Here is a 16,421-nt window from a genome sequence, read left to right on the forward strand (position 1 = left end):
TTGTGGGAGCGGGCTTGCTCGCGAAGACGGCGGATCGGTCGACATCTATGTTGAATGGAGAACAGCCTTCGCGAGCAAGCCCGCTCCCACCCTTTAGCCGAGCAGCTCGTTCATCGCGATGATCTGCTCCGCCACCTGGATCAGCTTCTGCTGGCGGCTCATGGCCTGGCGGCGCATCAGGGTGTAGGCCTGTTCTTCGTTGCAGTCCTTCATCTTCATCAGCATGCCCTTGGCCAGTTCGATGCGCTTGCGTTCGGCCAGTTGCTGGTCGCGGGCCAGCAGTTGGGCGCGCAGGGCCTGGTCGCTTTCGAAGCGGGCCATGGCCACGTCGAGGATCGGTTGCAGGCGCGCGGCGTGGATGCCTTCGACGATGTAGGCGCTGACGCCCGACTTGATCGCCTGGCGCATGACATCCGGGTCGTGCTCGTCGGTGAACATGACGATCGGTCGCGGTTGGTCGCGACTGACCAGCACCACCTGTTCCATCACATCGCGCCCGGGTGACTCGGTATCGATCAGGATCACGTCCGGACGCACCGTTTCGACGCGCGCGGGCAGGTCGATGGTCAGGCCGGACTCATCGATGACCTCGAACCCGGCCTCGATCAGGGCGGCCTTGAGGCGCCCGACTTTTTTCGCGGTGTCGTTGATCAGCAGGATACGCAGCATGGTCGTGGCTCCTGTCAACGGCTGGCCATAAGGGGAGCCGCATCGCTCAAGGCGTGCAGTTTGAAGCGCTTGGCATAGCCGGCCGGGTCCGTGCCGTCCCAGGTGACGCCGTCGATCAGTTGGCTGCTGCGCATGTCCTGGCGCGGGGACGCGATGTCCAGCGCCGCGCAGGCTTCCCGGTACAGCGTGAGCTGCTGGACCTGCCGCGCCACGCCCAGGTAGTCCGGGTCTTCGCGCAACAGGCCCCAGCGCCGGAACTGGGTCATGAACCACATGCCGTCGGACAGGTACGGCAGGTTCACCTCGCCACCGCCATGGAAGCGCATGGCGTGGGGGTCCTGCCAGCTGTTGCCCAGGCCGTCGGCATAGATGCCCAGCAGCCGCGGTTCGATGCAGTCCAGCGGGGCGTCGAGGTATTGCGGCGCGCTCAACAGTTGCGCGGTGCTGCGACGGTTCTCGCCGCTTTGCTCGATGAAGCGACTGGCCTCCAGGATCGCCATCACCAGCGCCCGGGCCGTGTTGGGGTATTGCTCGACGAACGCGCGGGTGCAGCCCAGGACTTTTTCCGGGTGATCGGGCCAGATGGTCTGGGTGGTCGCCAGGGTGAACCCCAGGTTCTGCTTCACCGCGCTGGCGCACCAGGGTTCGCCGACGCAGAAGCCGTCGATCCGCCCGGCCTGCAAGTGCGCGATCATCTGCGGCGGCGGCACCACCACGCTGTCGACGTCGACCAACGGATGGATGCCCTGGGCGGCCAGCCAGTAATAGAGCCACATGGCATGGGTGCCGGTGGGGAAGGTCTGGGCGAAAGTCAGCTTCGGGCGAGATTGGTGCACGTGCCGCTCCAGTGCCTCAGGACTGGTCACGCCCTGGGCCTGCAAGCCATGGGACAGGTTGATGCTCTGGCCGTTCTGGTTCAGCCCCATCAGCACCGCCATGTCGGTCGACGCGACGCCACCGATGCCCAGGTGCACCGCATAGACCAGGCCGTACAAGCTGTGGGCGGCGTCGATTTCACCACTGACCAGCTTGTCCCGCAGGTTGGCCCAGGAGGCCTGGCGCTTGAGGTTCAGGGTCAGGCCGTAGGGCTGGGCGAAACCCTGGGTGGCGGCCACCACCAGGGGGGCGCAGTCGCTCAGGGCCATGAAGCCGAGATCGACCGCGCTCTTTTCCGGGGCATCGCTGCCGTTGACCCAGGCCAGGGGATTGGCTGGAACTTCATTCATCGCACATCACCTTCACATGACAGCGCCGCCATCCGGCGGGATGACGGCGCCCTTGTCCTTGAAACCGCGTGGCACTCATCCGGGCGAGGCCTGGGCACCGATGAACGAAAAGGGTGCAAGGCATATGCCAGCCCGTTGCCCATCACCTTTCCATCAAGATTTCAGGCGCCGCGCCTTCCATCCTGTCGCTCCTTCCATTCGCCACGTTGCACAGGAGCCACCAATGCAGGACACACCATCGCGCCCCACGGCATTGGCCGACCCGCGCGAGCGGATACTGCACCTGCGGGTCGTCCACGGCACGCTGGCGCTGCACAGCGCAGGGTGCCGCCACGGCCAGGCACTGCCCAGCGGTTGGCAGGGGCTGGTGGTGTTGCGCGAGCCGTTGCAGTGTTCCGGCGGCGAGTGGCAGGTGCGACCGGTCTGCGCGGCGTCGCTGGTGAAATTGCAGGCGTTCTTCGACATGAGCGCTGCCTTCGCCGCGAAAGAAACCGAGGCCGCGCCGTGGGCCCTGTTGCCGGTGGCACAGGACGTGGTCCGGGCCCAGGCGCGGCTCGAACGCTGGTACATCGAACAGGCCCTGGGCGGCGCCCCCGGTTATCACGCCGTCGCTCACTTGTTGCGCCAGCACGAGAGCTACGGGCTGGTGCGCTTCCTGTTGGAGCAGGGCACCCGCAGCGAAAAGCTCAACACCCTGGCGCAGCGCTACGGGGTGTCGGTCTCGCATTTTCGCCGGCTGTGCCGACAAGCCCTCGGCAGCGCGGCCAAGCCGGCCTTGCGGGGGTGGCGCACGGCCCAGGCGCTGCTGGACATGAGCCTGGGCAACGGTTCGCTGACCGACGTCGCACTGGCGTTCGGCTTTGCGTCTTCCTCGCATTTCTCCAAGGAAGTGCGCGAGCTGGTGGGGTTCGCCCCCAGCAGCCTGGCTGACATCACCTACCTGCCGGGCAAGTGAAGCGATGAAGCGCCGCGTGTTGTCCTTGTCCCTGTGCCTGCTGCTCGCTCCCCTCGTGACCCGGGCCGATGTCTACAGCTTCGAGGCGCGCGAACAGAGCGCGCGAACGTTTTTCAGCGAGCTGTCCGGCGCGTTGGGCAAGCCCGTCATCGTCAGCAAGGTGGCGGCGACCAAGCGGATTGGCGGCACCTTCGACCTGCGCACGCCACAGCGGACGTTCGAGCGCATCAGCGCGCAGATGGGCCTGATCTGGTACAGCGACGGCCAGGCGATCTACCTGTACGACGGCTCGGAAACCAAGAGCTCGATGGCCTCGTTGCAGACCCTGACGGTGGCCAGGCTGCTGGCATTCCTCGAACAATCCGGGCTGCACGACCCCCGCTACCCGCTGCGCAATGACGGCCTGCGGACCTTTCACGTTTCCGGGCCGCCGATCTACGTCGACCTGGTCTTGCAGGCGGCGCAATTGATGGACAACCAGCGCTCGGAGTTGCTGTTGGGCAAGCAGCAGATCGGCGTGATCCCGGTGCGCAATACCTTTGTCAGCGATCGCCAGTACGAGCTGCGCGATGACAAGGTCACGCTGCCAGGCTTGGCCAGCGTGATCGAGGCGTTGCTGCGCGGCGAACAACAGCCGGTCGAGCCCGCGGTGGCCCAGGTGCCGGCCCAGCGTTCGCGGGGCATGATGCCGGTGTTTCCCCTGGAAGGCTTGGCGAACACGCCGGCGGAACAGGACCCGACGGCGCCGCGCATCCTCGCCCGTGAGGTGGCCGCCGGCAACATCCGCGTGGTGGCCTACCCAGGCACCAACAGCTTGCTGGTCAAGGGGCTGCCGGAGCAGGTGCGCTTTATCGAGAACCTGGTGAACGCGCTGGACACGCCCAAGCGCCACGTCGAACTGTCGCTGTGGATCATCGACCTGCACAAGGACGAACTCAAGCAACTGGGCATCCACTGGCAGGGCGCGGTGAAGTCCGGCGGTACCTTCAGCGCCTCGCTCAACGCCGGCTCGGCGACCACCCTCGACGGCGCGTCGTTCGTCAACCGCGTGTTGGCACTGGAGCGCACCCAGCGCGCCAATGTCGTGTCGCGCCCGGTGATCCTGACCCAGGAAAACGTCCCGGCGATCTTCGACAACAACCGCACCTTCTATGCGCCGCTGGTGGGGGAGCGCAGCGTCGACCTGCAACACGTGACCTACGGCACCCTGGTCAGCGTGTTGCCGCGCTTCGCCCAGGCGGACGAGATCGAGATGTCGCTCAACATCGAGGACGGCAACGAAGTCGAGCGGCCGGGCCAGGACGAGCACCAGGGAGCGTTGCCGACGGTGGGGCGCACCCGCATCAGCACCGTGGCACGGGTGCCCCAGGGCAAGAGCCTGCTGGTCGGCGGCTTCACCCGCGATGACCACGGCGAGCAGATCGGCCGGGTCCCGGTGCTGGGCTCGATCCCGTGGATCGGCCGGTTGTTCAGCTATCGCCAGAACCGCTCGGCCAACACCGTGCGCGTGTTCCTGATCCAACCCCAGGAAATTCACCAGGCCCTCGAACCCGCCGCAGTCGAACCGGGCGGGCCGTTGCTGACCCCGGAGCAGCATGAACGCCTGCGGCGGTCTTATTTGCGGCAATCGTCACCATGATCCTGCCGCCGGTTTCCCTGGGCGGACGCGCCGCCCAGGCCCGCCTGAACGCCGAGAAGGCCGCCGAGCAGCCGACGCCGCCGGTCGACGCCGAGGCGAGCGCCGACGACAGCACCACGGCAGCGGTGGCGCAGCGCATCGTACAGATCAGCGACGAGCTGTCGGCGGCGCTCACCCAGTTCCGCGGCCGGCGCTTGTTCGAGCTCAAGTCCGAAACCCCCAGCGACACCTTCGAGCGCGTGCTGGAGGACGATACCGTGCCCAAGGCGCGGCAAGTGTTGAGCCTGGCGCGGTTGGCGGAAAAACCGGTCGCCTGGCTGCTCGACATGGCGCGGCAACTGTTCCCCGATGACAGTGACCTGGCCCTGGTGCTGCGGGCGTTGTTGCGCCGCCGTAGTCTGGAGGCCCGCACCCGCCAGCGCCTCGAAACCCTCTTGCAGACGGTGGTTGCCCAAGGCTCGCCCAAGCGCATGAACGCCGGCATCAACGCGGCCCTCAAGGCGCGGATGTTCGGCGCGAGCATGGCGGTGCGGGCCGGCCTGTTGCGCGAGAGCTACCGGGACTTTCTCGAATCCGACGACGGTCCGCTCAGTGCCTACCAGGACTGGATCGCCCTGTACGGCCCGGCACAGCGCATGAACGTGTTGGCCTTCATCGAGGCCGCGCTGCTCACCGACATCAATGCCCAGGACCCCAGTTGCTCCCACGCCGAGTTCGGCCAGCTGCTGGGCCGTGTCAACGACCTCAAGCACCTGCGCTCGGCCGATGCACTGTTCATCGGCGCGTTGCTCGGCGATGCACTCGTCTGTCGGCACAACCCCGATGAAGCCGACTGGCTGGTGTTCCTGCTCGGCGTGCTGACGTATCCCGATGACCTCGACCAGTTGTTGCTCGGGGCGTTGGGCGAACAGGTGATGCTCAGCACCCACCGGGAACGCTCGACGCTGCTGCAAACCCTGCGCCGGCTCAGCCTGCGCTTGCCGCCCGCGTTGTTCGCCGATGACGAGGCGCCCCGGCGCCTGGCGCAACAGTTCACCCGCCTGGCCGACGTCACCTATGCCCATGAATGCATCGAGCAACGCCGCGCCGGCGGTTGCCCATGATGCTGTCCCGGAGCCTGGCCTGAATGCTCGATAAGTTCTTGCGCAACGTCAGTGCGCGCCCGGAGCTGCTGATCCTGACCTTGATGGTGATGATCATCGCCATGCTGATCATCCCCTTGCCCACGGTGCTGGTGGACGCGCTGATCGGCCTGAACATCGTCATTTCGCTGCTGGTGTTCATGGGCTCGTTCTACATCGAGCGCATCCTCAGCTACTCGACGTTCCCGGCATTGCTGTTGCTGACCACGCTGTTTCGCCTGGCCCTGTCGATCAGTACCAGTCGCCTGATCCTCAGCCAGGCCGATGCCGGCGAGATCATCGCCTCGTTCGGTGACTTCGTGATCGGCGAGAGCCTGGTGGTAGGGTTCGTGATTTTTTCCATCGTCACCATCGTCCAGTTCATCGTCATCACCAAGGGCTCGGAGCGGGTCGCCGAAGTCGCCGCGCGCTTCTCCCTGGACGGCATGCCGGGCAAGCAGATGAGCATCGACGGCGACCTCAAGGCCGGTGCCATCGATGCGGCCCAGGCCCGGGAAAAACGCAGCGTGCTGGAGCGCGAGAGCCAGTTGTACGGCTCGTTCGACGGGGCGATGAAGTTCATCAAGGGCGACGCCATCGCCGGCATCATCATCATTTTCGTCAACTTCATCGGCGGCATGGCCATCGGCGTCGGGCAGTTGGGCATGGACCTGTCCATGGCGTTGTCGACCTACACCTTGTTGACCATCGGCGATGGCCTGGTGGCGCAGATTCCCGCGCTGCTGATCGCCATCGGCGCCGGCTTTATCGTCACCCGGGTCAACGGTGATGACAGCAACCTGGGCCGCAACATGCTCAGCCAGATGCTGGGCAATCCGTTCGTCCTTGGCGTCACCGCCGTGCTGGCGGTGGGCGTCGGCCTGCTGCCGGGCTTTCCGTTGCCGACCTTCCTGGCGATCGCCAGCGTGCTCGGGCTGGTGGTGTTCATGCGCCAGCGCAAGGCCTGGCGCCAGGGTTCGGCCGAGCAGCGTGCCGAACCCGCCGACCCGGAGGCGGCGCCGGCCGAATCGGGCTTGCTCGACGATGTCGACAACATCGCCACGGAAACCGTCCCGTTGATGTTGCTGGTGCCCGGTGCACGCCTGCCGGCGCTGGAAAAACAGCGTTGGGCCGCGCGCTTTCGCAGCCAGTTCTTCGTCGACTACGGGTTGCGCATCCCCGAACCCCGGCTGCGGGCCAGCGAGGCGTTGCCGGCCCATCAAGTGGCGGTGCTGATCAACGAGGTGCGCGCCGAACAGTTCGACATTCATTTCGACCACTGGCGCCTGCTGGATTATTCACCCGAGCTTGAGCCCCTGGGCTTTGCTCTGGTGCGCGGCAACGACAGCAACCGCCAGGGCGGGGTCTGGGTCGGCGCGGCCGATCGCGAGCGGGTGCAGCAACTGGGCTACCACCTGCGCCCGGCGGACGAGGAATGCTACCGCTGCCTGGTCACGTTGCTGGCGCGCAACATCCGCGAGTTTTTCGGCGTGCAGGAAACCAAGCAACTGCTCGACGAAATGGAAAGCCGCTACCCCGACCTGCTCAAGGAAGTGTATCGCCACGTCACGGTGCAGAAGATCGCCGAAGTGCTGCAGCGCCTGATCGGCGAGCGCATCTCCGTGCGCAACATGAAGCTCGTCCTCGAGTCGCTCGCCCACTGGGCGTCCCGGGAAAAAGACGTGCTGGCGCTGGTGGAGCACGTGCGCGGGGCAATGGCCCGCTACATCAGCAACAAGTTCGCCCAGGGCAACGACTTGCGGGTGCTGCTGTTGTCGCCGGAGTTCGAGGAAGTGATACGCCGGGGCATCCGGCAAACCTCCGGCGGCAGCTTCCTCAACCTTGAGCCGGCCGAATCGGAAGAGCTGATGGACCGCCTCAGCGTCGGCCTGGACGGTGTGCACATCGCCCACAAGGACCTGGTGCTGCTGTGCTCGGTGGATGTGCGGCGCTACATCAAGAAACTGATCGAAGGCCGGTTCCGGGAGCTGGACGTCATGTCGTTCGGCGAAATCGCCGAGACCGTTTCGGTCAATGTCATCAAGACGCTGTAGGGAGATCTGCCAAATGAACCTGCGCCTGGAGCGATACGCCGCCCATCCGCTGCGCCTCAGCGGCCCGCTGATCGAGGCGGCGCTGGACGAAGTGGTGGTGGGGGAGGTCTGCGAGGTCCGTCGGCACTGGCGTTCGCCCGAGGTGGCCGCCCGGGCCCAGGTCATCGGCTTCAAGCCCGGCGCGGTGTTGCTCAGCCTGTTGGGCGAGGCGAAAGGCTTGTCCCGGGCGTCGCTGGTGGTGCCCACGGGCGCCACGTTGCAGCTGACTTGCAGCGACGCCTTGCTCGGCAGCGTGGTCGATCCCCAGGGCGTTATCGTCGAACGCCTGGCGCCGTCGACAGCGGTTGCCCAGCGCGACTGCGCAGTGGACGCCGACCCACCGTCGTACCAGGCGCGACGCCCGGTGGCGGAACCGTTGCACACGGGCATCCGGGTCATCGACGGTTTGCTGACCTGCGGCGTCGGCCAGCGCATCGGTATCTTTGCCGCCGCCGGTTCCGGCAAGACCACCTTGATCGACATGCTGATCGAGCACACCGATGCGGATGTCTTTGTGATCGGCCTGATCGGCGAGCGCGGACGTGAGGTCACCGAGTTCATCGCGCATCTGCGCCAGTCGCCGAAGCATTCCCGTTGCGTGGTGGTGTACGCCACTTCGGATTTTTCCTCGGTGGATCGCTGCAACTCGGCGCTGCTGGCGACGACCATCGCCGAGTATTTTCGCGACCAGGGCCGGTGCGTGGTGTTGCTGCTCGACTCGTTGACCCGTTATGCCCGGGCCCGCCGCGACCTGGCATTGGCCGCCGGTGAAGCGCCGGCGCGGCGTGGCTATCCGGCTTCGGTGTTCGACGCCTTGCCGCGCTTGCTGGAACGCCCGGGCGTGACCGCCACGGGAAGCATCACCGCCTGGTACACGGTGCTGCTGGAAAGCGATGACGAACCGGACCCGATCGCCGAGGAGATCCGCTCCATCCTTGACGGCCACGTCTACCTCAGCCGGGCCTTGGCGGCCAAGGGGCACTACCCGGCGATCGACGTGTTGCGCAGCGTCAGCCGCGTGGCGGCGCAAGTCACCCCGCCGTCGGTCCGGCAGTTGGCCGCCGTGGCCCGGGACACCCTGGCCCGCCTTGAACAATTGCAAGTGTTTGTCGACATGGGCGAATACAGCCCGGGTGCGGACGCGGCCAACGACCGGGCGATGCAACGTCGCGACGCCCTCGATCAATGGTTGCGCCAGCCCACGGACGAGCGTTGCGAGCCGGACGAAACCTTGCGGAGCCTGCATGAAATCCTTGCCTGACCACCGCCGCTTGCTGGTCCTCAGCCAGTTGCGCCGACAACGCGGCGAACTGGCGCTGCTGCGGGCCCAACGCCAATTGCAACCGCTGTTGCAGGAGCGTCGCGGCTTCGAGGAACAGGCGGCGGCGTTGCATCAACTGTTGGCGAGCCATCGGGCGAATGACTGCGTGCTGGACCACGGGCAACTGTTGGCGCTGCTGCGCACCCAGGCGGTCATTCGTCGACGGATCGATCTGCTGCGGGTCGAGCGTGACCGTGTCGACGAGCAATGCCGGCAGCTTGAACTGCAATTGCAGGCACAGCGCGAACGACTGGGTTCGTTGCAGCGCAAGCACGACCAGTACCAGCGTGGGCTCCAGCAGCAATTGCGCCTGCAACGGCGGATGCAGGTGCGCCGGGAAGAGCGGGAGCAGGAAGAGCGGATGGGGGCAGGGCGATGAATGAAGTGTTCGGCGTGCCCGCTCGCCCCGTCCCGGCACTGGACCTCAATGACGAAGGCCTGGTGGACACGCTGCCGGATACCCGGGTCCCGGCGCAGGAGGAGGATTTGCCCCAAGGCGTATTGGACCTTCTGGCGGCGCTGCCGCGTTTCTCGCGTCCGCTGCCGGAGGGCACTCGGGGGAAGGTCTGGCACGCGGTGGGTACTGCCTTGGGGCGAGAGGATGGCGATTCGCGGGAACTGCCATCGACTGTGAAACCTGGGATGGATGTGATGCGCGAGGCAAGCCCCATCGCCAAGACGCTGTTGCAGGTCGGGGCGGTGCTCGATGGGTCGCTGCAGGCGCCGATGCCGTTACGGCTGGAGAGGGCCATTGACTCGTCCAGCGTACCGACCCTGTCGGTGCCGGCCGAGCCCCCCGCGGCCCAGGGCGATGAGCCGGTGCCAGTGGTGCCAGCGGCCCCGCAGGTTGCGCGCGTCGTGCCCAGCGCCGCGCCAATGACGCCTGCGCCGCCGGCAGCGCCGCCACCACCACTCGAGGTTGAGGCGCCAACCTTGCCGGGGCCGGCGCGGGAACTGCTGCAAGTACCGTTCAACAGGGGCGCCGCCAGCGGCCAGGTGACGATCCACCGGCTGCCGGAGAATGCAGCCGGCCTGACACTCAGCCCGAGCCATGCATGGGTGTTCGAGCAACTCAAGGAGCCTTTCGCCCTGGCGGCGGAACCGGCCTGGCGGTTGACCGGGCGTGGCGACGAGCAACCGCGCCAGGGGTCGCGGCAGGCGCCGGATGACGACCCGGACGAAGCGTCCGAGCGTCCGGCGTGAGGGCCTTGAAACTGCGACGGGTCGATCCCGGGCGACACGCCTGCACGCAAGCGATCGAGCGTTGGCGGCGGGCCGGCCAGCCGGCCGGGTGGGGGCGGGTGCCGGAGCGTGTCGCGGCTATCCAATTTCGCGCCCACGGCGTCGATGGTGATTGGCAGGGGATGATCCTGGCCCGGGACTGGTTGCACCAGGCGCTGCCGACCTTGCGCTCGTGGCTGGGACGCGAGTGCGCGTTGCCGAGCATCGTCGCCTTGTTCCGGGCGGTGCCTCGGCCCTTGCCACTGGCGGTCAACGTGCTGCATTACCACCGGCTGTCGGACGTCGAGGCCGTGGACAGCGCGCTGTGCCCGCAGCACGAGCTGCCCTGGCTCGACACCGGTCGCGGGCGGCTGTGGATCACGCGTTTGCCACCCACGAATGCGACGGTCGAGCCCCAGGAACCGGCTGCCTGGCTCAAGGCATTGCCGCTGCGCCTGGTGTTGCAGTTGGGCGTCAGTGAGCTGCGCGCCGGGGGCGTGAGGCGACTGCGCGAGGGCGATGTCCTGCGCATCACCGAACGCACCCAGCGGGTCTTGCTGGCCCACCGCAGCCTGGGCGTTTTCACCATGACCGAAGAGGGTTTACACATGCAACCGAGCGATACCGATGCCGATCCAGGAACCCCGCCACCCACTGCCCGGCCGGTCGACCTGGGCGCGGTTGCGGTGCGCCTGGAGTTTGTCCTGGCGACCCACGACATCGACCTGGGGCGGCTGTCGCAGTTCATCGAGGGGCAACTGATCCCGTTGGCCGCCGATGCCGCGCAGCGCATCGAGATCCGCGCCAACGGCCTGCCCGTGGCCCGGGGTGAACTGGTGCAGTTGGACCGCCAGTTGGGCGTTGAACTGCTCGAAGTCCATCGGAACGCCAGCGATGAATGACGTCTCGCTGATCGCGCTGTTGGCGTTCGCTTCGCTGCTGCCCTTCCTGGTGGCGGCGGGCACCTGCTACCTGAAGTTTTCCATTGTCTTCGTCATCGTGCGCAACGCCCTGGGGTTGCAGCAGGTGCCATCGAACATGGCGCTGAATGCGATCGCGCTGATGCTGGCGATCTTCGTCATGACGCCGGTGATGAAGCAGGGCCATGACTACTACAAGAGCGAGGCGGTGGCCTTCACCGATATCGAATCGGTGGTGAATTTCGCCGAGAACGGCCTGGGCAGCTACAAGGATTACCTGCGCAAGTACACCGACCCGGAGCTGGCGCTGTTCTTCGAGCGCGCCCAGGCCGGCCAGGTCGATGCCGACATCGACCGGTACGTCGATGAAGACCTGGCGCCGTCGTTGTTCTCGCTGCTGCCGGCCTATGCGCTGAGCGAAATCAAGGGCGCCTTCAAGATCGGCTTCTACCTGTACCTGCCGTTCGTGATCGTCGACCTGGTGATCTCCAGCATCCTGTTGGCGCTGGGCATGATGATGATGAGCCCGGTGATCATCTCGGTGCCGATCAAGCTGGTGCTGTTTGTCGCCCTGGATGGCTGGGCGCTGCTGTCCACCGGGCTGGTCAAGCAATACCTGACCCTGCTGGCATAGGCCCGCCGATGAATGACCTGGTCTACGCCGGCAACAAGACCCTGTACCTGATCCTGCTGATGGTGGCCTGGCCGATCATCGTCGCCACGGTGGTCGGCCTGGTGGTGGGGTTGATCCAGACCGTGACCCAGTTGCAGGAGCAGACCCTGCCGTTCGGGTTCAAGTTGCTGGCGGTCGCCGCGTGCCTGTTCCTGCTGTCGGGCTGGTACGGCGAAACCCTGCTGGACTTCAGTCGCGAAGTCATCCGCCTGGCGCTGGGTTGATGACTTTGTTCTTCGAGTTGTACGCCGGGTTCGCGGCGGCGCTGCTGGGGGTGGCGCGCCTGGCGCCGATTTTCTTCATGCTGCCGTTCCTCAACAACGGCGTGCTCACTGGCGTGCCGCGCCAAGCGGTGATCGTGCTGGTTGCGCTGGGCTTCTGGACCGCTGTGGGCGAATCCGTGCCGGCCCTCGACAGCGTCGCGTTCCTCGGCGCGCTGCTGCGGGAAATGAGCATTGGCGTGCTGCTGGGCGGGCTGCTGTGCTGGCCGTTCTGGGTGCTGCATGCCATGGGCAACCTGATCGACAACCAGCGCGGCGCGATGCTCAGCAGCACGGTGGACCCGGCCAACGGCGTCGACACTTCGGAGCTGGCGAACTTTCTCCAACTGTTCGCCGCGGTGGTGTACCTCGAAGGTGGCGGCATGCTGTTGATGCTTGAAACCGTCGCCCACAGCTACCGCGTTTGTGCGCCGTCGAGTGGTTGCGCGATGAACCTGCCGGCTGTCCATGCCCTGCTGGATTTGCTGGTGGGCAAGACCCTGGTGATCAGCGCGCCGGTGGTGGCCGCCTTGCTGGTCAGCGAGGCCTTGCTCGGCCTGCTCTCGCGCTATGCGCCGCAGATGAACGCGTTCTCCGTGTCGCTGACGGTCAAGAGCCTGGTGGCGCTGGTGGTGTTGATGCTGTATTTCGGCGCGCACCTGCCCGACGAAGTCGCACGCATGGGTTCGACCTCCGGGGCCTTGGCCGATTACCTGGGCGGCGCGGAGGGCGGGCATGTCGTCCAGCGCCTCGAAGACTGAAAAACCCACCGCCAAGCGGCTCCGGGATGCCGCACGCAAAGGGCAGACGTTCAAGGCCAAGGACCTGGTCATCACCTGCCTGACCCTGTGCGGTATCAGCTACCTGGTGTTCAACAGCTCGCTGTTCGACATCATGGAGGTCTACCGGCGGATCATCGCCAGCGATTTTGACGCGGGGCTTCAAGCCTATTCGGCGATGCTGGTGCTGGTCGGCCTCAAGGCGTTGCTGCCGTTGCTGCTGGTGTGTGTGCTGACCAGCGCGTTGCCGGCCTTGCTGCAAAGCGGTTTTGCCCTGGCCAGCGAGGCGTTGAAGCTGAACCTGGGGGCGCTGAACCCGGTCAACGGTTTCAAGAAGTTGTTCAGCCTGCGCACGGTGAAGGACACCGTCAAGGCGCTGCTGTACCTGGGCAGCTTCGCCCTGGCGCTGTGGATCGTCTGGATCACCCAGCGCCCATTGCTCTTCGCCCAACTGTTTGCCCAGGCTCCGGACCTGTTCGCGATCTGGGGACGCCTGCTGCTGGTGCTGGTATTGGCGTTCCTGGGGTGTGTCCTGTTGATCGTCGTGCTCGATGCGCTGTGCGAGTACGGCCTGTTCATGAAAGACCAGATGATGGACAAGGATTCGGTCAAGCGCGAACACAAGGAGCAGGACGGCAACCCGCAGATCAAGGGCCGCCGCCGCGACTTGCACCTGGAGCTGTTGTCGGAGCAGGTCAAGTCCGACGTGCGCAGTTCGCGCATGATCATCGCCAACCCGACCCACATCGCCATCGGCGTGTACTTCCGCCCGGAAATCACCCTGTTGCCGTTCATCTCCCTGATGGAAACCAACCAGCGTGCCCTGGCCGTGCGGGCGTACGCCAAGGAGGTCGGCGTGCCGGTGGTCAACGACGTGGCCCTGGCCCGACGGATCTTCAAGACCCACCAGCGCTACAGCTTCCTGCAAGTGCAGGAAGTGGAGCAGGTATTGCGGCTGCTGATCTGGCTGGAGCAGGTCGAGCAGGCTTGAGGCTCGTAAGTTCCGATACCCGAGCCGCGCACGATCCTTGTGGCGAGGGGATTTATCCCCGCTGGTCTGCGTAGCAGACCTGACAGCAGTGAACTCGATCTGCCTGATCTACCGCGTTGCCGGGTTCGGGGCCGCTGCGCGCCCCAGCGGGGATAAATTCCCTCGCCACAAAAGCATTCACCAGGCAGCAGGTTTGTGTGTTTCCACCCTGGCATGAGCGCAATTTGGCAGCGCCCCCGCCAGCGGTTTGGCTCAATGCACCTGTCAGCGACGCTGGCATTTTTTCAGGAGTGTGGCGATGAGTCGCAACAACAAACAAGACGAGCAGGTGGCCCAGGACGTCGTCGATGCGCTGCTCGCCGGCGCGGCGTTGAAAGACGTGCAAGGCATCAGTGACGAGCACATGGCCAGCCTCTATGCCTTCGCCTTCGAGTTCTACGAGCAGGGGCGCCTGGACGATGCGGAGAAGTTCTTTCATTTCCTGTGCATCTACGACTTCCACAACAGCCATTACTGGATGGGGCTGGCGGCGGTGCACCAGCTCAAGCAGAACCACCAGAAGGCGATCGACTTGTATGCGATCGCCTTTGCCCAAGGCAAGGACGACTACCGGCCGATGCTCTACACCGGCCAGTGTCACCTGGCCCTGGGCAAGGTCGGCAAGGCCCGGTTGTGTTTCGACTACGTGCTCGAACACGCCACCCAAGACGATCTGCGCGAGCAGGCCAAGGTCTATCTCGACACCCTGGCGCACCTGCAACAGCACTGTTCCGAGGACTGAACATGATTGAGATCACCCGCCCAGGCTACCTGGGCGCCACACTGAGTCGCGCCGAGGCCTTCGAGCGCTACGGCGACGCGGCCAGCCGGGCCGCCAGGACCGCCCAGTACCGCGAGGCCGGGCAGCAGGCGCTGGAGGCCCTGATGTCGGTGCGCTACGAAGGCCAGGCTGGCCCGTCCACCGCCAGCCTGGGCAAGCCCGTGCTGCATCCGCCGCTGCGGCCCGATGGCAACCGGCAGGCAACCAGCGGCGACCTGTTCACCTGGTTGATGGCGATGATCAGCGAGCTGATCGGCGAAGTCGACGTCAATAAACTGAAGAATCGCCTGGCGATGCTGCAGAGCATGGCGAGTGCGCGGCAGCAAGGGCTGGAAAAACTCTCGGCCGACTACGCCGCGGCCCTCCAGGCCTGGGAGGCGGCCGAAGGACAGGTCGGCAGCAGTCAGGAACACCTCGACCAATTGCATGAGCGGGTCGTGCATGCCCAAGGCTTGTTGGCCGACAGCGAGGCCCGGTTGGCGCAGTTGGACCCGGCGTCCGCCGAATATGCCGAAGAGCTGGCCCGGCGCGACCAGCTCAAGGGCGAGTTGGCGAGCCACACCCAGGCGTTCAACGGAGCGGTCGTGGCCCACCTCAAGTTGATCGAGGTCGCCAATGCCCTGGCCACCACCCTGAATGGCGTGGTCGCGAAAGTGCTGGTGTCCGGCATCAATGGCCGCGCCACCCAGGACACCGATGAAAAGGCCCTCAGCAGCAGCGCGCTGGCATTGCTCAATCGCCTGAAGATCATCGAATTGCTGGGCGAGGCGGCGCAGAACAAGGAAGAACTCAGCCAGGAACTGTTCCAGGAATTGCAGGCCAGGCTCCAGGAACACATGAAGCGAGAGTCGGATAAGTACCTGGAGCAAGTGCGCAAGGCCGAGGCATTGCAGAAAACCATGGGCTGCCTTGGCAAGATCCTCGGGGCGATCGTGTCGGTTGCAACCATCGTGGCTGGCGTCATGACCGGAGCCTTGCCGTTGATCGCGGTAGGGGTGGCTGGCATGGGCGTCATGATGGCCGATGTGGTGGTGGAGGAAAAAACCGGCAAGTCGTTCATGGCCGAAGCCATGAAACCGCTGACCGTCGTCATGCAGGAAGCCATCAAGCGGTTCACCGAGATCTACACCCAGCTATTGATCGATTTCGGTGTCGATCCGGAAAAGGCCAAGGACATCGCCCAGGTCGCGGGCATGATCCAGGGCGTGATCTCGACCCTGGCGGCGGTGGCCCTGGTCGCCATGGCGGGCGCGCAAGTGATCGGGCCGATGATCAGTGCCGTTGCGTCGAAACTGGCTTCGGTGGCCAGCCAGGTGGCGCCCGCCGCGATGCAAGTCATGAAGCAGATGGCGTCATCGGTGGGTAACACCCTGACGCAAGCGCTGGCCCAGCTCAGGGGCTTCATTACCCACGGCGCCGACCCGGTGACGCTGGCCCGTTACGCCGCCAACCTGGAAATCGCCCAGGCGCTGACCGAATTCGGCGGCGTCGCGGTGCAAGGCGGGCTGCAGATCCAGAGCGGCAAGCACCAGGCCCAGGCCGCCGTGCACCTGGCCGAGGTGCGGGTGCGCATGGCGATCAGTGAAGAAATCAGCCGGTACCTCACGCAAGTGGTCGAGGACTACGGGCACGCGATGCAGTACCGGGCCCGGCAGATCGAACAAGTCTTCGCCGACCTGCAACGCAGCCATGCCGTGAGCCTGCAGATGGCCCGGCATGTTTGAAAAACCATG

General features: G+C 65.6%; 16 protein-coding genes. 14 read left to right on the plus strand and 2 right to left on the minus strand.

Going from position 1 to position 16,421, the window contains the following annotated elements; genetic code table 11:
• Positions 1-93: 93 nt before the first annotated feature.
• Both Q6A48_RS07465 and Q6A48_RS07470 read right to left on the minus strand, forming a co-directional pair.
• Positions 94-669 carry an ANTAR domain-containing response regulator gene (locus Q6A48_RS07465; RefSeq protein WP_047737436.1) on the minus strand — a complete coding sequence of 192 codons (576 nt, stop codon included), beginning with the start codon at positions 667-669 and terminating at the stop codon, positions 94-96.
• 14 nt (positions 670-683) lie between these two features.
• Positions 684-1,895, minus strand: a complete 1,212-nt coding sequence (locus tag Q6A48_RS07470) for a CmpA/NrtA family ABC transporter substrate-binding protein (RefSeq protein WP_304553082.1) — start codon at positions 1,893-1,895, stop codon at positions 684-686.
• Positions 1,896-2,118: 223 nt separating this feature from the next.
• Here Q6A48_RS07470 and Q6A48_RS07475 point away from each other — a divergent pair, with 223 nt between their 5' ends.
• From Q6A48_RS07475 to sctE, 14 genes are all read left to right on the plus strand, one after another.
• Positions 2,119-2,850 (plus strand): helix-turn-helix domain-containing protein, encoded by a 732-nt coding sequence (locus Q6A48_RS07475; RefSeq protein ID WP_304553084.1) that lies wholly within the window; start codon positions 2,119-2,121, stop codon positions 2,848-2,850.
• A gap of 4 nt (positions 2,851-2,854) precedes the next feature.
• A complete protein-coding gene (sctC, locus tag Q6A48_RS07480) occupies positions 2,855-4,489 on the plus strand; it encodes a type III secretion system outer membrane ring subunit SctC (RefSeq protein ID WP_304553085.1) in 1,635 nt (544 codons plus the stop codon).
• Positions 4,486-5,592, plus strand: a complete 1,107-nt coding sequence (sctW, locus tag Q6A48_RS07485; protein ID WP_304553086.1) for a type III secretion system gatekeeper subunit SctW — start codon at positions 4,486-4,488, stop codon at positions 5,590-5,592. The genes sctC and sctW overlap by 4 nt, the downstream gene beginning before the upstream one ends.
• Positions 5,593-5,615: 23 nt before the next feature.
• The gene (locus Q6A48_RS07490) at positions 5,616-7,664 is read left to right on the plus strand and encodes an EscV/YscV/HrcV family type III secretion system export apparatus protein (protein ID WP_304553088.1); all 2,049 of its coding nucleotides are present in this window, start codon (positions 5,616-5,618) and stop codon (positions 7,662-7,664) included.
• A gap of 13 nt (positions 7,665-7,677) precedes the next feature.
• On the plus strand, positions 7,678-8,964 hold the full coding sequence (gene sctN / locus Q6A48_RS07495; protein ID WP_304553090.1) for a type III secretion system ATPase SctN: 1,287 nt from the start codon (positions 7,678-7,680) through the stop codon (positions 8,962-8,964).
• A complete protein-coding gene (locus Q6A48_RS07500) occupies positions 8,948-9,403 on the plus strand; it encodes a SpaM family type III secretion system protein (RefSeq protein ID WP_304553091.1) in 456 nt (151 codons plus the stop codon). The genes sctN and Q6A48_RS07500 overlap by 17 nt, the downstream gene beginning before the upstream one ends.
• A complete protein-coding gene (locus tag Q6A48_RS07505) occupies positions 9,400-10,227 on the plus strand; it encodes a SpaN/EivJ family type III secretion system needle length determinant (protein WP_304553093.1) in 828 nt (275 codons plus the stop codon). Before Q6A48_RS07500 ends, Q6A48_RS07505 begins: the two co-directional genes overlap by 4 nt.
• Positions 10,224-11,147 (plus strand): FliM/FliN family flagellar motor switch protein, encoded by a 924-nt coding sequence (locus tag Q6A48_RS07510; protein WP_304553095.1) that lies wholly within the window; start codon positions 10,224-10,226, stop codon positions 11,145-11,147. Before Q6A48_RS07505 ends, Q6A48_RS07510 begins: the two co-directional genes overlap by 4 nt.
• Complete coding sequence (locus tag Q6A48_RS07515) at positions 11,140-11,799, plus strand: EscR/YscR/HrcR family type III secretion system export apparatus protein (protein ID WP_304553096.1); 660 nt, start codon at positions 11,140-11,142, stop codon at positions 11,797-11,799. The genes Q6A48_RS07510 and Q6A48_RS07515 overlap by 8 nt, the downstream gene beginning before the upstream one ends.
• 8 nt (positions 11,800-11,807) lie before the next feature.
• A complete protein-coding gene (locus Q6A48_RS07520) occupies positions 11,808-12,062 on the plus strand; it encodes an EscS/YscS/HrcS family type III secretion system export apparatus protein (protein ID WP_020795892.1) in 255 nt (84 codons plus the stop codon).
• Positions 12,062-12,859 (plus strand): type III secretion system export apparatus subunit SctT, encoded by a 798-nt coding sequence (gene sctT / locus Q6A48_RS07525; protein WP_304553104.1) that lies wholly within the window; start codon positions 12,062-12,064, stop codon positions 12,857-12,859. The genes Q6A48_RS07520 and sctT overlap by 1 nt, the downstream gene beginning before the upstream one ends.
• Positions 12,834-13,868: an EscU/YscU/HrcU family type III secretion system export apparatus switch protein gene (locus tag Q6A48_RS07530; protein ID WP_304553106.1), complete on the plus strand. Its 1,035-nt coding sequence runs from the start codon at positions 12,834-12,836 to the stop codon at positions 13,866-13,868. Before sctT ends, Q6A48_RS07530 begins: the two co-directional genes overlap by 26 nt.
• A gap of 298 nt (positions 13,869-14,166) precedes the next feature.
• Positions 14,167-14,649, plus strand: a complete 483-nt coding sequence (gene sicA / locus Q6A48_RS07535) for a type III secretion system translocator chaperone SicA (protein ID WP_304553107.1) — start codon at positions 14,167-14,169, stop codon at positions 14,647-14,649.
• Positions 14,650-14,651: 2 nt separating this feature from the next.
• Positions 14,652-16,412, plus strand: coding sequence for a type III secretion system translocon subunit SseC family protein (gene sctE / locus Q6A48_RS07540; RefSeq protein ID WP_304553109.1), 1,761 nt, complete (start codon positions 14,652-14,654; stop codon positions 16,410-16,412).
• The last annotated feature ends 9 nt before the right edge of the window (positions 16,413-16,421 follow it).

Origin of the sequence: Pseudomonas citrullilanati (assembly GCF_030580855.1) — a bacterium.
In the GTDB taxonomy this organism is placed as follows: domain Bacteria; phylum Pseudomonadota; class Gammaproteobacteria; order Pseudomonadales; family Pseudomonadaceae; genus Aquipseudomonas; species Aquipseudomonas citrulli.